Origin of the sequence: Sulfurimonas hongkongensis (genome assembly GCF_000445475.1) — a bacterium.
GTDB classification, from domain to species: Bacteria; Campylobacterota; Campylobacteria; order Campylobacterales; family Sulfurimonadaceae; genus Sulfurimonas; species Sulfurimonas hongkongensis.
In genome coordinates, this window is sequence record NZ_AUPZ01000004.1 from 175,367 (window position 1) to 193,415 (window position 18,049).

Here is an 18,049-nt window from a genome sequence, read left to right on the forward strand (position 1 = left end):
AATGTTACTGGAGGGTTGAAAATAATCAACCCTTAAACCATTATCCCTTTTATCATAAAAAATAGCATAGCTGCTAGAACTGCTGCTGCTGGAACTGTTACGACCCATGCTGTGATGATTTTTTTGATAGCTTCTCTCTTTACATACTCGATTTTTTTAGCCTGTTTGATGCTCTTTTTTGTGGACTTTATCTGCGATTTTTCTATAGCTATACTTTTATATAGATCTACAATTCTTTCATAATCTTCTTGTATCTTGCCCTCTTTTGCCTCTAGAGTTAAGAGCTCTGCATTTAGAGCATTGAGAATTTCCTTATCTTCGATGATACTTTGCTTTTCTTCTTCTATGGTTTTATCGACATCATTTAAATCCAACCACTCTCTTAAAAATCCAACACCAAATACACCACCAATAGCGATGTGAGTCGAACTAACAGGAAGTCCTAGCTGAGATGCTATGATAACAGTAATAGCTGCTGCTATAGCAATTGAGAATGCTCTGATTTGGTCAAGCTCTGTAATCTCACTACCTACTGTTTTGATAAGCTTTGGTCCATAAAGAGCAAGTCCTAGAGCGATACCTAAAGCACCGACTGCCATGACCCATAAAGGGATAGATGCATTAGAAGTTATTCCACCATTTACAACCGCATCATTTATTGCGGCTAATGGTCCGATTGCATTTGCGACATCATTTGCACCGTGAGCAAAACTTAAAAGTGCAGCTGAAAAAATTAGGGGGATTGTAAAGAGTGCATTTACAGAGGCTTTTGTATTTTCAAGCGCAGTATTGTTGGATCCAACTCTATATTTTACAGTAAAATAAACAACTATAGCAATTAAAAAACCTATTAAAAGGGCAACCAACATAGTTGGTTTGTCACTCATCTCTATAGAGACTAAAGGTATAAGGTTTAAAAACTCAACAGTTTGTGGCCATATTTTTTTAAAACCCTTTATTATAATATACGTTACAAACGACCATGCCATTATAGATACAAAGAAGGGGACATATTTTTTTGCTGCTAAAACTTTGTCTTCTTTAAAAACTATAGATTTTTTAATAGCATAGAGAAAAAGAGCTGCGATAATTCCACCCATAATAGGCGAGATTATCCATGATGCAGCGATTTTTGCCATAGTACTCCAAGAGACTATGGAAAAACCAGCAGCAGCAATACCTGCCCCCATTACACCTCCAACTACAGAGTGTGTAGTAGATACTGGTGCGCGCATCATAGTAGCAAAGTTAAGCCAAAGGGCTGCTGCTAAAAGAGCTGCCATCATTGCCCATATAAAAGGGTCGGCATTATCTCCAAAGGCTGTTATATCTATGATACCACTCTTGATGGTATTTACAACCTCTCCACCAGCAATCAAAGCTCCAGCAGCTTCAAAAACAGCAGCAATAATAATAGCAGTAGTTAGAGTTAGTGCTCTTGAACCAACAGCAGGCCCTACATTGTTAGCTACATCATTAGCACCGATGTTCATAGCCATATATGCACCAATGAGTGCAGCAATCGCTAAGAACATATTGTTAGAAATTCCACCATTGCTTAAAAAACTAAAGGTTAAAACACCAATCATAAAAAATAGTGAAAAACCTAGTCTTGTAAAGTCAGTACCGCTCTTTTTAAGAGCAACTTTTTCTAGCCTTTTAAAAGTTGAAATCTCCATCATTACCTCAAAAATATATTTTAAAAATTATACCTTTATTTGGGTTACATGAGGATTACGAAACTCTATTTTAAATATGCTTTTATAATCTCTTGACGCTCTATAGGTCTATCTGCCCCGCTTGAGCCAAGAGTCGCAACACTGTTTAGTTTTTTAATAGTTGACATCGACTCTTTTGTTGCCTCGCCAAATATTGTGTGTCTTCCATTTAACCAAGGAGTCTTTGCGGTTGTTATAAAAAACTGACTCCCATTTGTGTGAGGTCCAGCGTTTGCCATAGCTAAAATGCCAGCCTTGTTAAAGGTTTTGTTTTTATACTCATCTTTGAAGCTTTTGCCCCAAATACTCTCTCCACCACGACCGCTTTCAGTTGGATCTCCACCTTGAATCATAAAGTTCTTGATGATTCTGTGAAAGGCTACACCGCTGTAATAACCATTTTTTACATGTGTAGTGAAGTTCTTTACTGCTAGTGGTGCAATGTCATTAAACATGATTAACTCTATTTTACCTTGTGTAGTCTCTAAAACTACACTCTGCTTTTTCTCATCTGCGCTGAGGTTTATACTTAGCATTAGTAGAATTAAAAGTAAGATTTTATTCATATTTTTCCTTTAGTATTTTTATGTTTTGGCACTCTTGTTCATAAAGAATATAAATAGTCTTTTGTGCTAAAGAGGCTGCGTATTGTAGCTGATTTAAAGAAGTGTCTTCTATGTCCATAAGCACAACTATCTTAGTGTTCATTGAGGCTATATCAGAGTATGAGCACAAAAGTAACCCATCTAAGTCTTGAGAAGCTAAACTCAAAGAGCTATCGACTGCAATAACTTGTTCATCTACAAAACCATCCAAATCATCTAAGAGCTTTTTTTTACTTAAATTGTCACTTATTATTAAAATCTCTTTTGCTTTGTACTTTTCTAAGAGAGTTGAGATGATTTGAAGAGATTTTGCATGTTGGTTTGCTTTTTTAAATAGAGCTTTTGGTTTTGTTTTTCTAAAACACTCAACTAAAGTAAAGCTTGAATCATATTTATCGTAGGTATCTACTAAAATTAAAAAAGAGTTTTTTTGTATATGTTTTAGATACTCTATAAATTCTAAAGGCAGTATGTCTGTATCGTCGCAGATGATCAGATCTGCGACCTTAAAACTCTTTTGCATCAGCTTCTCATTAACATGCAAAACAAGCTCTAATTTTGGTTTTTTAAGTTTGCTTAGATGCCTGTTTAGCAGGTCTAGAGGTGTGATAATTTCAATAGAGTTTAGATCAATCTCAATTATTGCATACTCTATGATATGTAGAAGTTTTTGTTTTAGTAGATCACAAGCTAGTCTAGTAGGTTCTATAATGATAATTTTTAATTTTGGACTTTTTAAAACCTCTAAAATTGACTTTAAAAGTATAGAACTTGTTCTACCAGAAAATGCAGTACCACTTAGAGTTGTTATGTTTTGTAAATCTGATTCGATAAATTTTATCTGTGATGGAGTGGCTAAGTTTAAGCTGTTGTCTTTAGAGAGTATAAGATACTGTACTAAGAGATTGCCCATAATATCAGCTTCATTTAATATTGGGTTTTTTAAGCATGGAACATCATTTAGCTTTTGAACAATTTGTTCTTCTTTAGAATCGTTAAAAAGGATCTTTTTTAAAGGTAGAAGTTCTCTAAATGAGCTATCTAGGTGTTCATACTCATCGCTATTTAAGTTTTGCATCAAAAGATAGTTGTAGATGGGTACACCATCTTTATGGGTTAGCTCATTGAATTTTTGTTTTATAAACTCATGAGTTTTTTCATAAGCAATGCTCTGCATGCTTGAATCTTGATGTGAGGCTTTTGATATTGTAGAATTTTTAAGATCATTATATGACCACTCTTTGTACTCAAAAAGAAAAATTCCTCTTTTTTTATCCAAAATTAAAAGGGGGATAAAGTGATCTTTGGCATGATGATAAATTGTTATGTTTTTATATAGACTAAAATTGTATTTTTTACTAATTTCTTTTAGTTGCTTTATAAGTAGTGAGTCAGGAAGTTTTAGATTTTTTTGTTTTTTTTTAAAATTGGAGAAAAATGAGGTGATATTCATATAGTGAAAAAAACCCATCGCTTACTAGCAATGAGTTTTAAGAAGTTATTTACCAGCAGCAACGCGGTCTTTAAGACCTTTGCCAGCTTTAAACTTAGGAACCATTTTATCCTGAGTTGTATAAGTTTTATCAGTTCCTGGAACCTTACCACTTTTACCTTTTTGAAGGCTTGCAGCAAAGCTACCAAAACCAACTAAAGAAACATCCTCTTTTTTTACTAATGCCACTGTTACAGCCTCTGTAAACGCCTTGATTGCAGCTTCTGCTTCAACCTTAGTTTTGTACTCACCACATGATTGTACTAGTTCAACAAATTGAGCTTTATTCATATATTTACCCTTAGATTCATAAAGATTTCCGAGATTATTTAGCAAAAGCACCACAAATACTTGTGCTTAAATAATTCAGCTATGGATACTTTATAGTTTATTTGCTTAAATTTTTCTTCTTTTTACCCAAAAGTGTGATAAATTGCGATAATTTCGACCCTTTTATTCCTACTTTAGCCATCTTTAGTAGCCTAGAAGCGTTAAAGCTTATGTTTTTGGAGATATTTATAGCTGTATATTGCTTTAATTTTGAGTATTTGTCATCGCTTTTTCCAATGGAGAGAAATATCTCTTCTAGGGAGTCTCTCTCTTGCTTTGTTAATGCACCCATTTATCGTTCCTCTTGTAGTTTGTTTATTTTTCTAACAGCTCTAATGATTTCATCATCATCCAATTTACCTAACATTTTCATAACAACACTAGCTGCTTGAGGCTTCGCACGCCCAAGTTTCCAGTCTTGATATGTACGCATGGGTATCCCTAGTGAAGCAGCCATATCTTTTAAAGATATTTTTCGGCCATTGTTTTTTGACTCTAGAGAGTTATGAAGAATATTAAATAGATCATAAATTTGCATGAAAAATTATACGGGTTATATACTTAAATATACATTTATTAAATAATATTATAGTTTATTCAGTATAAAAAATACTTTATATAGACATAAAAATACAATAAAACTATTATTAAAACCATAATAGCATGTATAATATACGGTTTAGCGTATATTATTTATAAAAATATATATTTTAAAGCGGCATTTATAAAAGGGTGTTTTTAGATTTTTTAAAGGGAGATTGATTTTTTGACAGGTTCTAGAGTTATTTTATCATCTTCAAGATTTAAATAAAAAGGCTTATATTTTCTTGCTTGTGTTTTATAAACTAACTCTTGAGAGTTTGCTAAAGTAAATACTATAGAGTTTAAGCCCTTTAGCGGTTTATGGATAGTTATCTTAGCTCTTAGAGCAGAGTTTTGAATAGTTACAATCTCTTCTTTTAAAAGCTTTATCTCATCTTGTATTTTTTGAACTTTAGAGATATTATGTCTCTTTGCATCTTCTAGTTCATCTTTTAGCTTGTTAATGTCTTCATTTAAAAGCTCAACTTTTGAGTTGAGTATGGGAATATCTTTGTAGTTAATTTTAAAGAGATTATCCTCTCCACTAACAAGATTGATCTCTATTGATTCGCTTGCATATACTTTTAAGTTACTCTTTACATGCCCAATTTTTACATTTTGAGCGTAAATAGTTCCACCAAGACAAGCTTCTATCTCTACATTTGTTGCATTTACTACTCCACCTTCAAGTAGTGCTACCTTTGCATTATTGCATCTCAGAGTGCCCTTATGTCTGTTTATCATAGCACTTTTTGCAAACTGCATAGAGTCTTTATGTGTGGCCCCATCTATTTGTAAGTCAAGAGCTTCTAAGATGCTATTTGCTCCAATGTGTCCATTGACATGAATCTTCTCACTCTTTAACTCAACTCCCTCGCCAATACTATCCTTAGTAGTATCGCTTTGAGACACAAAAACTTCTATGTTATTATCTTCTTGTTTTGATATGCTACTCTCGATTCTTGAGAGTTTTTTCATCTTTAGTTTGTTGTTAACGCCAAAGATTTTCTCATTTAGTACGACAAAACCTTTACATCTACTTCTATATAGTTTTTTATGTTCATCTTCTTCTATATAGATGCTCTCCTCATCGATGGGAGTCTGTATGTCATTATAGCCATTAGAATAGTTACTATTTATATGTTCTCCAAGAGAGTTAAAACCGCTCTTAGCATAGCGCGGTTTTTTGTACTCTGCTAAGATTTCATTTGTTTCTACTTCTATAACTTTTTGTTTTTTAAGCAAATCTTTTTGCTCAAACCAAAGTATGAGTTTTCCAGCTTTAGCAATTTCTGGTTCTATCCCATCAAAAAGAGGTATACGAACTTTTTTTATAAATTTACCCTCATATAAATGCTTGGTAAAGGCTTTGAGGGTCTTTAGCATACTCTCATCAAAGAGACCTATGATAATGTTGTTTTTGGCTTTTATCTTGTTAAACTCTTTTACTAACAGAGCATATGTCTCGCTAGGTTTATAACTTCTATAAAGTATGTGTGAATCTGGATGTAAGATGAGTTTTGGATGAGTTTTGTATTCACTTAGCTCTAAGGTATAGTGAAGTTTTATGGTTACTTCTGTCGAAATTTTTGGTACTATAGTATGAACCTGTTTAAGTTGTAGGCGATTGTTTAAGATAGATGCTTCATCCTCGAAACGCTCATAAAGGTTTTCATTAAAGAGTCTAAAACTATCATCAGAGCTAGTTTTTATATATGTTGCAGTCTCTTTTATCTCAAAATCACACTCATTTAAGGGAGTAAGATTTTGGGCTGCAAAGTTACTCATAGCAGCTTTGATGTTTTTGGTTTTAATACTTTTTAGTGTCTCTTTGCTCATCAGCTACTCCGTTTGTTAGTACGAGAGAAGGTCGCTATAGTCATACTTTGAAAAATCTAAGTATAACTTTCCATCTTGATGAAGAACTCTTATATCGTTGTCATAAACAGCTAAAAACCTTCTTTTTATAACTTTTCTTTGATAAGATTTAATATTTAAACTCTTTAAATACTCTTTTAGTTCAACTATATCAGAATATTGTTCTTGTTTTTGGTTTTTGTTTTGAAGAGTTTTAACTTCATGAGCTCTGCGGTCTTGTTGTTCTTGCATCATTTTTGCATTTACAAGTTCTAAAATATTTTTTAGTTGTTCATCTTTTTTGTTATAGAGTTGCTCTATTTTGTTCATCTCATCACGAAGCATCTGCTCTTTATCATCTATGAGTCCATCTATCTTCTGTTCTAGTTGTATGATTTTTTGTTTAAGTTGTGCATTTTCTCTTTGGTAGAGTGCTATTACAGTTGCAACAGTTGTTTTTGCTTTAGTTGGAGCTTTTGTAATCACTTGCGTTTGTAAGAATTCTTTTTTTACTTCTTCGGGCTGTCTAAATGCGTCATCTACTATGATATAAGTTATAGAATCTTCGATAATATAATCGAGTTTTTTTTCTCTTAGTTTAGAGTTTATCATCTCTTTTGACATTTTAAATCTTTTTGAATACTCATCTATAGTTAGTCTCATTATAATATGTCCTTCTTGTAAAAATTGAGTGTAGATCTGTGTTGAGTTTAAAATATATATAACTAAATTTTTAGCCATTTTAGCATAAAAATATTACAAGAAAGTTATTTCAAATAAAGCTTATATTATAATCACTCCTACAATCTAAAATTAGGAAGAGCAATGAGCAAAGGCATATTAGATATCGTAAAACCAGGTGTCCTTTTTGGAGATGATGTACAAAAAGTTTATAACATGGCAAAAGAGCAAGGGTTTGCTATCCCTGCTGTAAATGTTGTCTCAACTGACTCCATCAATGGAGTTTTAGAAGCGGCTACAAAAGTAAAATCACCTGTAATTATCCAGTTTAGTAATGGTGGAGCATCTTACTTTGCTGGAAAAGGTCTTAGTAATGAGGGGGAAAAGGCCGCAATAGCTGGTGCAATAGCTGGAGCAAAGTATGTCCACATGATGGCTGAGGTTTATGGTGTGGCAGTTATTTTGCACACTGACCATGCTGCAAAAAAACTCCTTCCCTGGATAGATGGACTCTTAGATGCAGGTGAGAAACACTTCAAGCATACAGGTAAAGCACTCTATTCGTCACATATGTTAGACCTCTCAGAAGAGAGTATAGAAGAGAACATATCTATATCTAAAACTTACCTAGAGAGAATGAGCAAAATCGGCATGAGCATTGAGATAGAGCTTGGGGTTACCGGAGGAGAAGAAGATGGAGTGGACAATACCAGCGTTGACAACTCTCTTTTATATACACAACCAAAAGAAGTAGCTTACGCTTATGAAGAGCTAAGTAGAGTATCTCCACACTTTACAATAGCAGCATCTTTTGGAAATGTTCATGGTGTTTATAAACCGGGAAATGTACAATTGACTCCAAAAATTTTAGACAACTCTCAAAAATATATAGAAGAAAAATATAAAACATCTGCAAAACCAGTAAATTTTGTATTTCATGGTGGCTCAGGCTCAGCTGAGTCAGATATAAGTGAAGCTATCAGCTATGGTGTTATAAAGATGAATATTGACACAGATACTCAGTGGGCTCTATGGTCTGGAACAAAGGCTTATATAGAAAAATATAAAGACTATCTACAATCTCAGATCGGAAACCCAGAGGGCGAAGATAAGCCAAACAAAAAATACTATGATCCTAGAAAATGGCAAAGAGCTGGACAAGAGGCTTTAGTAGTTCGCGTAGAAGAAGCATTTAAAGATTTAAATGCGATTGGTAGAAACTAAAAAATATAAAGATTTAGAGGTTTTAAGCCTTTAAATCTTTGTAGATATCTTCTATATTTTTAGTATGTGGGTTTTCTAAGTGGTAGTGAGTTATGAGCTGGTTTAGTCTGTTTTGGTTAAATCTCCAAAATTTCTTCTCATCAAATGTCTCATCCGCTTTTACCCTTGTAAAAAGATCTTCACGACTTAGCTCACCTTGGCTCTCTTTTATCACCTTTAGGATAACTTTTAAAAGCTCCTCTTGGGACTCTTTTGTTGTGTCGTCATCTACTAATGGTTTGTTTGGTAAAAATGCATAGATCTTCCATATGCTAACAACAAGCAGTGCTATAAAAAAAATCAACATCCACGAAGAAGTACTTAGTTGCATAAAATAACCCTATAAATTGAAATAGTACTAAAAGTTTAGCTAAAATTCCGTTATGAATGATAAAGTATTTACAAAACCCATAAAGAAGCATTTTGAGTTTGACGAAGAGGTCGCAGCGGTCTTTGACGATATGCTCAAGCGAAGTGTTCCTTTTTACGGGGAGTCGCAAAAGATTACAAAGTTTTTTGCACTAAAGAGTATAAAAGAAGAGTCTATTGTTTATGATCTTGGATCTTCAACTGCATCTCTACTTATTAGTATCGCAAAAGATTTAGCAGTAGATGCAAGGCTTATCGGACTTGATAACTCAGAGGCGATGCTAGAGCAAGCTAGAAAAAAAGCACAAGCCTTTGGAGTAAGTATTGAGCTTGAAAACGCAGATATCTTAGAGTATGACTATAAGGATGCGGATCTCTTTATAAGTAACTTCACCCTGCAGTTTATCCGCCCTTTGGTTCGTGAAGAGTTAGTTAAAAAGATATATGACTCACTAAAGAGTGATGGCATCTTTATCTTTAGTGAAAAAGTAATAAGCCATCACTCAAAACTAAACAAAGACCTTATAGAGTGCTACTATGACTATAAAAAAGAGCAGGGTTACTCAGAGTATGAGATAGTTCAAAAAAGAGAAGCACTAGAGAATGTTTTGGTGCCATATAGTGAGGACGAAAATATCAAGATGGCGAAAAATTGCGGTTTTAAACATTGCGAGGTGATTTTTCGTTGGGCAAACTTTGCGACTTTTATAGCTATAAAGTGAAAATTGCTTTTTTATTTACTTCCTTACTCTACCAAACATTGCCTTTTGGTTTTTTTTCTTCTTTTTCTACCCCAAACAAGTATGATGCAGTTTCCTTTATCTCTTTGTAGGATACAAAGTCATCATCTCCGCACTCTTTGTGGTAGTAACCTTGCAAATCGTAGTACTCTTTGCAATCGCTATAGTATTTTGCCGATATGCCGTGTTTGTTCATACATCCAGTTAAAAGAAGTGTTAAGATTATTAGCAGTATAGTTTTCATCATATCTTTGATAAAGCATTTGTTATACCAAATACTCTAAAGGTGCCTTAAACCTTAAAAGTCTCTTTTGTTTTACAAAATTTAGTTAAGAAACACTCATCACATTTTGGATTTTGAGCCTTGCAAATATAGCGACCAAAAAGAACCATGCCTTGATGGAGTGCTTGAAGATTATTTTTAAACTTTTTAACCAGTGTGGCTTCTGTTTTTGAAGCAGTTTTATCATCACTAAGTCCTAATCTATGAGAGACTCTAAAGACGTGAGTGTCAACCGCCATCAAGTTTGCGCCTGTGTACTCTATCATCACAACATTGGCAGTCTTTTGTCCAACTCCAGCGAGAGTTATAAGGTCTTTTTCATTCATGGGAATTTCTCCACCATAAACTTTAACTACTCTTGAAGCCATTGCAATGAGGTTTTTTGCCTTGTTGTTAAAAAAGGAACAGCTCTTAATAAGCTCTTTTACATCATCTAAAGATGCAAGAGCTAACTTTTGAGGGCTTGGATATCTTTGAAATAGTTTTGGTGTTATTAGATTTACTCTTTTGTCAGTGCATTGTGCTGAGAGAGCTACTGCAATAACTAGTTCATAAGCGTTTGAGTAATTTAGTTCGGTTACAGCATCGCTATACCTTTGGATGAATAGTTCATGGATTAGTTGTATCTCTTTTTTTGTTGCTTTTTTCATAATAAGAAGTGTACTGAAATTTGTTAGATAAACCAAAAATTACCCTTGTTTATTAATGGTTAGTATAAAGTGTATAAACTTTTTGCCTAAAACAGATTTAGATGATTTTTTGCCATTTGTGCAAAAGATGAACTAAATTGAATTTTAAAAGATTTAATACTTAGGGATAATAAATGATGAAAATGACTAAAATAGTTGCTACTCTACTTCTAGCTGGTTCGCTAGCATCTGCCACAACGCTAGTCTCAGTAAATGGAACTAAAATCACTCAAGAAGATGTTGATACTGCTCTTATGAATGCTACTCAGGGTAGATTTAACCAAGTTCCTGAGGATAAACAAGCAGAGTTTAGAAAACAAGTATTAGAGCAGCTCATAGCAAAAGAGTTAGTTTACGAAGATGCTAAAAAAACAGGTGTTTTAAAAAGCAAAGACTTTAAAGATGAGTATGCAAAAGTTCAAGATAGAGTTAAAAAAGATTTAGCTATTCAAGTTTGGCAAAAGCAACAGTTTGACAAAATAAGTGTCTCTGATAAAGAGTTAAAAAACTACTATGACAACAACAAAGAAGAGTTTAACGAAAAGAGTAGTGTTCACGCTCGTCATATCTTAGTAAAAGAAGAGAGCGAAGCAAAAGCAATAGAAAAAGAGTTAAAATCACTCTCAGGCAATGCTCTTAAAAACAAATTTATCCAGCTTGCAAAAGAGAAGTCAACAGGACCTAGTGGACCAAAAGGCGGAGATCTAGGCTATTTTTCTAAAGGACAGATGGTTCCAGAGTTCGATGCCAAAGTTTTTAGCATGAAAACGGGAACTATTTCTGAGCCGGTAAAAACACAATTTGGTTACCATATTATCTACCTTGAAGATAAAAAAGCTAAGAAAACACTATCTTTTACAGAAGTTAAATCTTTTATAGATCAAAGACTAAAGATGGAAAAGTTTAAAGTTGTTGTAGAAGAGAAGATGAAAGAGTTAAAAAACAAAGCAACTATAAAATAAACCTTTATGAATATCTCTGCTATCTCTAATATAAAATTAGAAGGCAGAGAGTTTTATGTAAAGAGAGACGACCTTATAGACCCATATTTAGCAGGTAATAAGTACAGAAAACTCTACAAACTGCTAAAAACTCCTCCAAATAAACTTAACAAAATCATATCTTATGGTGGAACTCAATCAAATGCCATGTTAGCCATTGCAGCTATGTGTAAAAACAAAGGCTGGAAGTTTGACTACTATACAAAACCACAGAGTCGTACTCAAAAAACGCTTAGTATTGGAAACTACTATCACTCTATAAAGATGGGTATGAATCATATAGAAGTAGACGAAATACTATATAAAAATTATATAGCTTCACTCTTTTTAAATACTAATGATGGAGAGTTTGTAGTACATCAAGGTGGAGCTGTAAGTGAGGCTAGAGAGGGAATAGAGGTCTTAGCAGATGAGATAAGAGACTCTAATATAGATGCAAGATCTATTGCTACTCCATCAGGCACTGGAACTACGGCACTTTTTTTAGCACTCGCACTTAAAGAGTTTAGAGTTTATACAACACCATGCATCGGTGATGTAGCCTACTTAAGAGAGCAGATGCAAGCCCTACATGAGATACCAGAGAACTTAATAATACTGGAGCCTAAAAAAAAGTATCACTTTGCAAAGCCCTATAAGGAATTTTTAGAGATATATAAAAAACTGCTCACAACAGGAGTAGAGTTTGATCTGCTCTACGCTCCTGCTATGTGGGAGGCTCTTTTGAGTCAAACTAAAGAGAAGGTATTATATGTTCATAGTGGTGGTGTGAGTGGTAATGAAAATATGCTCACAAGATATCGGAAACGAGGTTTTAACCTCGTAGAGAGGGTTTAAAAGTAGTGTTTTAATTTCAAAGTTCAAAGGGCGAAGCTGAAGCATCGCTTCCGAAAAATTTGATAAACTTTAAAGCCATTATATAAAAGTAACATACTCTTCTAAAGGAACGCGAGATGGTTGATATGTATTTATCTTTGCATCTTCTTTTGCATAACCAATAACTACACTATATAAAAGTGCAAGACTCTCAGGTGTATTTAAAACATCCGCTACAACCCTTCCAAACTCTGTGGTAGAGCCTTGCGGACAAGTATCAAGTCCGAACTCTTGAGCCAAGAGTGTGAGGCTTTGTAGGTAAGCTCCACAGTCTATTAAAGCTCCTTGAGCATTGTCTATAAGATCTTTATCAGTAAATACAAAAAAGACAGTTGAGGCTCCAAACCACCTAAAATTATCATGCCACATCTTAGTTCTTTTCACGATGTCTTTTCTGCCTACATCCATCAGAGTATAGAGTCCCACACCAGTCTCTAAGCGTCTTTTTTTATAGGGATTTTTCCATTTGATAGGATAGTATTGAATGAATTGGTCATGCTTTACCCCAGTTTCCATCTTCTCAATGATTGCATCACCTATTTTTTTTAAAACTTTTTCATCGCTGATGGCGTAAACTATCCACGGTTGCATATTTGCTCCGCTTGGCGTCATGCTAGCAGCTTTCAAGATTTTTTCTTGAATCTCTTTAGGGACACTCTTTGAGTGATATGCTCTTTTTGATGAACGAGCGTTAATGGCTTCTAAGATTGTAGGCAAAATAGATCCTTTGGAGTTAAGATTTTAATAGTATAACTTTGATTATAATATAAAATAGCTAATTTATCACTAAATGAGTTTTTAAGAAGAGGTGACTAAAAAGACTTGACACAACTACACTCAACTTGATATAATATTGCTAACTTACAAATGGAGAAATTTATGAACACTAACAATATATTTGAAAAACTAACACATAATATGACAGAGGCGATAGAGTCCTCAGTATCGCTAGCACTTCACAACAAAAATCAAGAAGTTGTAAGCCTGCACTTCTTTTGGGCAATGCTAACTAACTCAAACTCAGTACTAAACCAGATGTTTAACAAGATGAACATAGATAAAACTGCTATAGAGCTTGATGTGAGAAGTATGAGTGAAAAACTTCCAAAATCTTCAAGTGTGACAAAAGAAAATATCAAACTCTCTAGAGAATTTGTTTCATCACTAGAAAATGGTGCTGGACTTATGACAAAAAATGGCGATAAATTTTTAGCGGTAGATACATATTTGCTTGCAAACTTAAAAAACGAGCCATTTGCGAGCATACTCAAAAAATATACGGATATATCAGAACTTGCAAAAACTATAGAAGCTGCAAGAGCTGGAGCAAAGATAGACTCTCAAAGCTCAGATGAGACTTTGGAGTCTTTAGCTAAGTACGGTATAGACTTAACTGCAGAGGCAAAGGAAGGAAAACTATCTCCTGTTATAGGGCGAGATGAAGAGATAACTCGTATGATGCAGATCCTTATCAGAAAAACGAAAAACAATCCTATGCTTTTGGGTGAACCAGGAGTTGGAAAAACTGCTTTAGTTGAGGGCTTAGCTCAACGTATAAGTGATAACAAAGTTCCAACTTCACTTCAAAACAAAAGAGTTGTAGCACTAGATATGAGTGCTCTAATTGCTGGTGCGAAGTATAGAGGAGAGTTTGAAGATAGATTAAAAGCTGTTATAGATGAGGTTAAAAAAAGTGCAAATGTTATCTTGTTTATAGATGAGATTCATACCATTGTAGGAGCTGGAGCAAGTGAGGGAAGTATGGATGCAGCAAATATCCTAAAACCAGCTCTAGCCCGTGGAGAGCTTCACACTATTGGTGCTACGACTCTAAAAGAGTATAGAAAATATTTTGAAAAAGATATGGCACTTCAAAGAAGATTTTTACCTATAAATCTTGATGAGCCAACGGTCAACCAATCTCTCCAAATATTAAGAGGTATAAAAGATCGTCTAGAGACTCACCATAATGTAACCATCACAGATAGTGCCCTAGTTGCAGCTGCTAGGCTCTCAGATAGATATATTGCCGATAGATTTCTACCAGATAAAGCGATAGACCTTATAGATGAAGCAGCAGCTGAACTTAAGATGCAGATAGAGTCTGAACCAAACGCACTAGGCTCTGCAAAGAGAAGAAGTTCAGAGCTTCATGTAGAGCAAGAGGCTCTAAAGATGGAAAAAACTCCTGCAAATGAAAAAAGACTTGTAGAGATTGAAAAAGAGTTAGCAGATGTAGGAGAAGAGGTTAGAAGCCTTGAAGCTAAGTTTGCAACTGAAAAAGAGGTTTTTGAGAGAACTTCTGAGATTAAAAATGAGATTGAAAAAAAGAGAAAAGAGGCACATCTTGCAAAGTCTAACTCAGAGTTTAACCGTGCAGCAGAGATAGAGTACGGAGAGATTCCATCTCTTTTAGAAGAAGAAAAAAAGATAAATGAGAAGTGGACTAAGATGCAAGAAGAGGGAACACTTCTTAAAAATAGCGTTGATGAAGAAGCCATAGCATCTATCATCTCTAGATGGACAAAGATCCCAGTTAACAAGATGCTCCAAGGTGATAAAGAGAAGATCTTAAATGTTGAAGAGGAGCTAAATCGTGATGTAGTTGGCCAAGAGAGAGCTACACATGCGGTTGCTCGTGCTATTAAGAGAAATAAAGCGGGGCTATCAAGCCAGAACACTCCCATAGGAAGTTTTCTATTTTTAGGTCCAACAGGAGTTGGTAAGACTCAAACTGCAAAGACACTTGCAAAGTTTCTCTTTGACAGCGAAGATGCAATGATTAGAATAGATATGAGTGAGTATATGGAAAAACACGCTGTATCTCGCTTGGTCGGTGCAGCACCTGGATATGTTGGCTATGAAGAGGGTGGTCAACTTACAGAAGCTGTTAGAAGAAAGCCATATAGCGTAGTGCTTTTTGATGAGGTAGAAAAGGCCCACCCTGATGTTTTTAATATGCTTTTACAAGTCTTAGATGATGGAAGACTTACTGATAACAAAGGAGTCACGGTCGATTTTAGTAACACTATAATAATACTGACTTCAAATATTGCAAGTGATAAAATCATAAACAACCCATCATCATCAGATTTAGAAGCTATGGTTATGAGTGAGCTAAAGCAAGTGTTTAAACCAGAGTTTTTAAATAGACTCGATGATGTTGTTATCTTTAATGCACTTGCAAAAGAGCAGATTATAGGCATAGTTGATATTTTCTTTGAAGATATACGCAAAAAAGTTGAGCAAAGAGATATAGAGCTGTACCTTAGTGACGAGGCAAAAGCTTATATAGCAGAAGCTGGGTTTGATCCTGTTTATGGAGCTAGACCGCTCAAACGTGCTCTTTATGAAATAGTAGAAGATAGACTAGCAGAGCTTATACTTGAGGGTAGAGTTAGCGAGGGTTCAAAAGTCTATTTTGATATAAAAGATGGTGAAATAGAGGTGAGAATAGAGAGTTTATAGGTATGAAATACATAGTAACTCTTTTATTACTAACGCTAAATATTCTAGCTTGTACGGGTGACTGCATGACTTGTCATCCAAAGCTAGTACCAACTATACACGAAGATGAAAGACATAAGCCGATGTTAACTTGCATAAACTGCCACTCTGCTGAGCCTAGTGCTATGGCTGAGTGTGGGGATGACTGTTTTTCATGTCATCCTATGTCAAAAATAAATAAACCAAATATTAGAGAACATGATGTAATCCAAGGCTGTAGAGATTGCCATGTTGGACAAAATGAGAGACTCTTTGATGCTACTACACCACATGATCAGTCAAGAGGTGACTCTTTAAAAGACTTTTTAGTCAAATAGATAGGGAATATATTTCTTTATCTCTTGAGGCTTACCTATATAATAACCCTGTGCAAAATCAACATTTAAACTCTTTACAGTGTCTAAGATTTCTTTAGATGAGACAAATTCTGCAATGGTGTGAATCTTTAGCTTTTGTGCTAAGCCTACAATAGTTGAAACCATTATTTGAGAGTTAATATCCCTATCTATGTTTGAGATAAGAGAAGAGTCTATCTTTATGTAGTCTATTGGTAAGTTTAGAACGTGAGAGAAGTTAGAATAACCAGATCCAAAATCATCTAAAGCTACTTTTATGCCATAAGAGCGAACTCTCATACAAAAATCGTAAACTCTTTTATAATCTTTAAACTCTTCAGTCTCAAGTAGTTCTATAGTTAAATTATGATTGTGCTCAAACTCATCAAACTTACTATAGAGCATCTCTAAGGTTCTATCATTCTCTATATCTTCCATAGAGATGTTGATGGAGCACTGTATGTCATATTTTGTTATTGCTTCAAAAGTATTTTTGATAACAGCTTTTGTAATCTTGTAGTAGATGCGATTTTGTTTAGCAACATCTAAAAATCTAAAAGGAGCGATAATAGTTCCATCTTTATCTCTAATCCTAACAAGAGATTCATACTTTATCTCCAATGATGCATATTGAATAGCAGAGATAGGTTGAAAATAGGAGATAACATTGTCATTCTCTAGAGCAAATGAGAGCTTTTCATGGCACTCAATATCTTCTTTGTGGAGTTTTTCTAGCTCTTTATCATCGTTAAATATGGATATGCCGACATTTCTCTTTTTTGCATCTTTTAGTGCCATGTCAGCATAAGCCATCATCTTTTTAGAGCCGCTAAATGCTAAGCCTGCACTCATCATAAAGTTGAACTTTTTGTCCTCATATATAAAGCTCTCTCTTCTATAACTCTTTAAAATATCTTCAATTTTGTTTATAAAGAGTGTGTTGTTAAGTTTTATAGAGTCCTTTACAGCGATAACAAACTCATCTCCACCTATATGGTATAAAAAAGTGCTGTTGTCATTGATTTTGGAGTTTAAAAAGTCAGCACTAAGTTTGAGTGCAACATTTCCTATATCTTCTCCATAAACGTCATTGAATTTTTGAAACTTGTCTATATTTAAGAGTGCCATCTGTTTAAATTCAAAGCTCATAGAATCTTCTAGGAGCCTATTTCTATTTGGCAGAGCGCTTAGGAAGTTGGTATAGGTGTTTTGCTCTAACTCAGCAGTCTTTTTAGACACCTCTTTTTCTAAATCGTTGCTATATTTTAGAAGTTTGGAGTGCATGTTTTTATGATGTTTTTCATTTCTTTTGCCAAGGAGAAGCCGTTTTTGAGTCTCTATATATCGCAATAGAAGCTTATACAGAGCAAACAATAAAATAGAAATGGCAGTTATGGAGATATAGAGCATATACTTTTGAGATTTTAAGTTTGCCTCTATATTGGTAGGCAATTGTTCTTTTGCGTGTATTGATTTTAATATTGTATCTGTGAAGTTTATACTCTTTACATTAAGAAACAGAGAGTAAGATAGGAGCAATAAGCTTATAAAGACGCTCGTTAGCAATTTTTTATTAAAGTTCACTTATTCTCCATTGAGATATTTATATATAATAGTAGTTTGTATTTTTAATAGACAATTATAATCATATCATTGTTAAATATGTGTTAAATGACCTTGGGATGAACCTTAAACACACTTTAAGTAACTTTTATGTAACA

Annotated in this window: 19 protein-coding genes; 6 read left to right on the top strand and 13 right to left on the bottom strand. The window is 34.2% G+C overall.

What is annotated here, in order from left to right; all coding sequences use genetic code 11:
* Window positions 1–32: 32 nt before the first annotated feature.
* From M947_RS15665 to M947_RS15700, 8 genes are all read right to left on the bottom strand, one after another.
* A complete protein-coding gene (locus M947_RS15665) occupies window positions 33–1,679 on the bottom strand; it encodes an inorganic phosphate transporter (RefSeq protein ID WP_031347873.1) in 1,647 nt (548 codons plus the stop codon).
* Between the two features lie 65 nt (window positions 1,680–1,744).
* Window positions 1,745–2,284 (bottom strand): peptidylprolyl isomerase, encoded by a 540-nt coding sequence (locus M947_RS15670; protein WP_021287006.1) that lies wholly within the window; start codon window positions 2,282–2,284, stop codon window positions 1,745–1,747.
* Window positions 2,277–3,776 carry a hypothetical protein gene (locus M947_RS15675; RefSeq protein WP_031347874.1) on the bottom strand — a complete coding sequence of 500 codons (1,500 nt, stop codon included), beginning with the start codon at window positions 3,774–3,776 and terminating at the stop codon, window positions 2,277–2,279. Before M947_RS15675 ends, M947_RS15670 begins: the two co-directional genes overlap by 8 nt.
* Window positions 3,777–3,821: 45 nt before the next feature.
* Window positions 3,822–4,106 carry an HU family DNA-binding protein gene (locus tag M947_RS15680; RefSeq protein WP_021287008.1) on the bottom strand — a complete coding sequence of 95 codons (285 nt, stop codon included), beginning with the start codon at window positions 4,104–4,106 and terminating at the stop codon, window positions 3,822–3,824.
* Window positions 4,107–4,203: 97 nt separating this feature from the next.
* The gene (locus M947_RS15685; RefSeq protein ID WP_021287009.1) at window positions 4,204–4,437 is read right to left on the bottom strand and encodes a hypothetical protein; all 234 of its coding nucleotides are present in this window, start codon (window positions 4,435–4,437) and stop codon (window positions 4,204–4,206) included.
* Entirely contained in the window at window positions 4,438–4,683 is a 246-nt protein-coding gene (locus M947_RS15690) for a helix-turn-helix domain-containing protein (protein ID WP_021287010.1), read from the bottom strand. It abuts the gene before it with no gap.
* Window positions 4,684–4,892: 209 nt separating this feature from the next.
* Window positions 4,893–6,566, bottom strand: coding sequence for a flagellar assembly protein A (locus M947_RS15695; RefSeq protein ID WP_021287011.1), 1,674 nt, complete (start codon window positions 6,564–6,566; stop codon window positions 4,893–4,895).
* Between the two features lie 15 nt (window positions 6,567–6,581).
* Window positions 6,582–7,247: a hypothetical protein gene (locus tag M947_RS15700; protein WP_021287012.1), complete on the bottom strand. Its 666-nt coding sequence runs from the start codon at window positions 7,245–7,247 to the stop codon at window positions 6,582–6,584.
* Between the two features lie 162 nt (window positions 7,248–7,409).
* Here M947_RS15700 and fbaA point away from each other — a divergent pair, with 162 nt between their 5' ends.
* Window positions 7,410–8,489 (top strand): class II fructose-bisphosphate aldolase, encoded by a 1,080-nt coding sequence (gene fbaA / locus M947_RS15705; RefSeq protein ID WP_021287013.1) that lies wholly within the window; start codon window positions 7,410–7,412, stop codon window positions 8,487–8,489.
* A gap of 22 nt (window positions 8,490–8,511) precedes the next feature.
* Here fbaA and M947_RS15710 read toward each other — a convergent pair whose 3' ends face one another.
* Window positions 8,512–8,859, bottom strand: a complete 348-nt coding sequence (locus tag M947_RS15710) for a hypothetical protein (RefSeq protein WP_021287014.1) — start codon at window positions 8,857–8,859, stop codon at window positions 8,512–8,514.
* Between the two features lie 52 nt (window positions 8,860–8,911).
* On the opposite strand from M947_RS15710, the gene cmoA reads away from it, so the two are divergent.
* Window positions 8,912–9,619, top strand: a complete 708-nt coding sequence (gene cmoA / locus M947_RS15715) for a carboxy-S-adenosyl-L-methionine synthase CmoA (protein ID WP_021287015.1) — start codon at window positions 8,912–8,914, stop codon at window positions 9,617–9,619.
* A 28-nt stretch (window positions 9,620–9,647) separates the two neighbouring features.
* Here the strand turns inward: cmoA and M947_RS15720 are convergent, their stop codons facing one another.
* Together M947_RS15720 and nth are read right to left on the bottom strand one after the other, a co-directional pair.
* Window positions 9,648–9,881 (bottom strand): hypothetical protein, encoded by a 234-nt coding sequence (locus M947_RS15720; protein ID WP_021287016.1) that lies wholly within the window; start codon window positions 9,879–9,881, stop codon window positions 9,648–9,650.
* 47 nt (window positions 9,882–9,928) lie between these two features.
* Window positions 9,929–10,570 carry an endonuclease III gene (gene nth / locus M947_RS15725; RefSeq protein ID WP_031347876.1) on the bottom strand — a complete coding sequence of 214 codons (642 nt, stop codon included), beginning with the start codon at window positions 10,568–10,570 and terminating at the stop codon, window positions 9,929–9,931.
* A gap of 173 nt (window positions 10,571–10,743) precedes the next feature.
* On the opposite strand from nth, the gene M947_RS15730 reads away from it, so the two are divergent.
* Both M947_RS15730 and M947_RS15735 read left to right on the top strand, forming a co-directional pair.
* Window positions 10,744–11,571 (top strand): peptidylprolyl isomerase, encoded by an 828-nt coding sequence (locus tag M947_RS15730; protein WP_021287018.1) that lies wholly within the window; start codon window positions 10,744–10,746, stop codon window positions 11,569–11,571.
* A 6-nt stretch (window positions 11,572–11,577) separates the two neighbouring features.
* Window positions 11,578–12,447: a pyridoxal-phosphate dependent enzyme gene (locus tag M947_RS15735; protein WP_021287019.1), complete on the top strand. Its 870-nt coding sequence runs from the start codon at window positions 11,578–11,580 to the stop codon at window positions 12,445–12,447.
* A 78-nt stretch (window positions 12,448–12,525) separates the two neighbouring features.
* Here the strand turns inward: M947_RS15735 and M947_RS15740 are convergent, their stop codons facing one another.
* Window positions 12,526–13,203, bottom strand: a complete 678-nt coding sequence (locus M947_RS15740; protein ID WP_021287020.1) for a nitroreductase — start codon at window positions 13,201–13,203, stop codon at window positions 12,526–12,528.
* A 162-nt stretch (window positions 13,204–13,365) separates the two neighbouring features.
* On the opposite strand from M947_RS15740, the gene M947_RS15745 reads away from it, so the two are divergent.
* On the top strand, window positions 13,366–15,954 hold the full coding sequence (locus tag M947_RS15745) for an ATP-dependent Clp protease ATP-binding subunit (protein ID WP_021287021.1): 2,589 nt from the start codon (window positions 13,366–13,368) through the stop codon (window positions 15,952–15,954).
* Between the two features lie 2 nt (window positions 15,955–15,956).
* Window positions 15,957–16,310, top strand: coding sequence for a hypothetical protein (locus tag M947_RS0111875; RefSeq protein ID WP_031347877.1), 354 nt, complete (start codon window positions 15,957–15,959; stop codon window positions 16,308–16,310).
* Here M947_RS0111875 and M947_RS15750 read toward each other — a convergent pair.
* Window positions 16,299–17,912: an EAL domain-containing protein gene (locus tag M947_RS15750; RefSeq protein WP_021287023.1), complete on the bottom strand. Its 1,614-nt coding sequence runs from the start codon at window positions 17,910–17,912 to the stop codon at window positions 16,299–16,301. The genes M947_RS0111875 and M947_RS15750 overlap by 12 nt on opposite strands.
* Window positions 17,913–18,049: the final 137 nt, after the last annotated feature.

Bases quoted from the DNA above. Each gene is read 5' to 3' on its own strand.
- M947_RS15665 (WP_031347873.1), bottom strand. From the start codon at position 1,679: ATGGAGATTTCAACTTTTAAAAGGCTAGAAAAAGTTGCTCTTAAAAAG.
- M947_RS15670 (WP_021287006.1), bottom strand. From the start codon at position 2,284: ATGAATAAAATCTTACTTTTAATTCTACTAATGCTAAGTATAAACCTC.
- M947_RS15675 (WP_031347874.1), bottom strand. From the start codon at position 3,776: ATGAATATCACCTCATTTTTCTCCAATTTTAAAAAAAAACAAAAAAAT.
- M947_RS15680 (WP_021287008.1), bottom strand. From the start codon at position 4,106: ATGAATAAAGCTCAATTTGTTGAACTAGTACAATCATGTGGTGAGTAC.
- M947_RS15685 (WP_021287009.1), bottom strand. From the start codon at position 4,437: ATGGGTGCATTAACAAAGCAAGAGAGAGACTCCCTAGAAGAGATATTT.
- M947_RS15690 (WP_021287010.1), bottom strand. From the start codon at position 4,683: ATGCAAATTTATGATCTATTTAATATTCTTCATAACTCTCTAGAGTCA.
- M947_RS15695 (WP_021287011.1), bottom strand. From the start codon at position 6,566: ATGAGCAAAGAGACACTAAAAAGTATTAAAACCAAAAACATCAAAGCT.
- M947_RS15700 (WP_021287012.1), bottom strand. From the start codon at position 7,247: ATGAGACTAACTATAGATGAGTATTCAAAAAGATTTAAAATGTCAAAA.
- fbaA (WP_021287013.1), top strand. From the start codon at position 7,410: ATGAGCAAAGGCATATTAGATATCGTAAAACCAGGTGTCCTTTTTGGA.
- M947_RS15710 (WP_021287014.1), bottom strand. From the start codon at position 8,859: ATGCAACTAAGTACTTCTTCGTGGATGTTGATTTTTTTTATAGCACTG.
- cmoA (WP_021287015.1), top strand. From the start codon at position 8,912: ATGAATGATAAAGTATTTACAAAACCCATAAAGAAGCATTTTGAGTTT.
- M947_RS15720 (WP_021287016.1), bottom strand. From the start codon at position 9,881: ATGAAAACTATACTGCTAATAATCTTAACACTTCTTTTAACTGGATGT.
- nth (WP_031347876.1), bottom strand. From the start codon at position 10,570: ATGAAAAAAGCAACAAAAAAAGAGATACAACTAATCCATGAACTATTC.
- M947_RS15730 (WP_021287018.1), top strand. From the start codon at position 10,744: ATGATGAAAATGACTAAAATAGTTGCTACTCTACTTCTAGCTGGTTCG.
- M947_RS15735 (WP_021287019.1), top strand. From the start codon at position 11,578: ATGAATATCTCTGCTATCTCTAATATAAAATTAGAAGGCAGAGAGTTT.
- M947_RS15745 (WP_021287021.1), top strand. From the start codon at position 13,366: ATGAACACTAACAATATATTTGAAAAACTAACACATAATATGACAGAG.
- M947_RS0111875 (WP_031347877.1), top strand. From the start codon at position 15,957: ATGAAATACATAGTAACTCTTTTATTACTAACGCTAAATATTCTAGCT.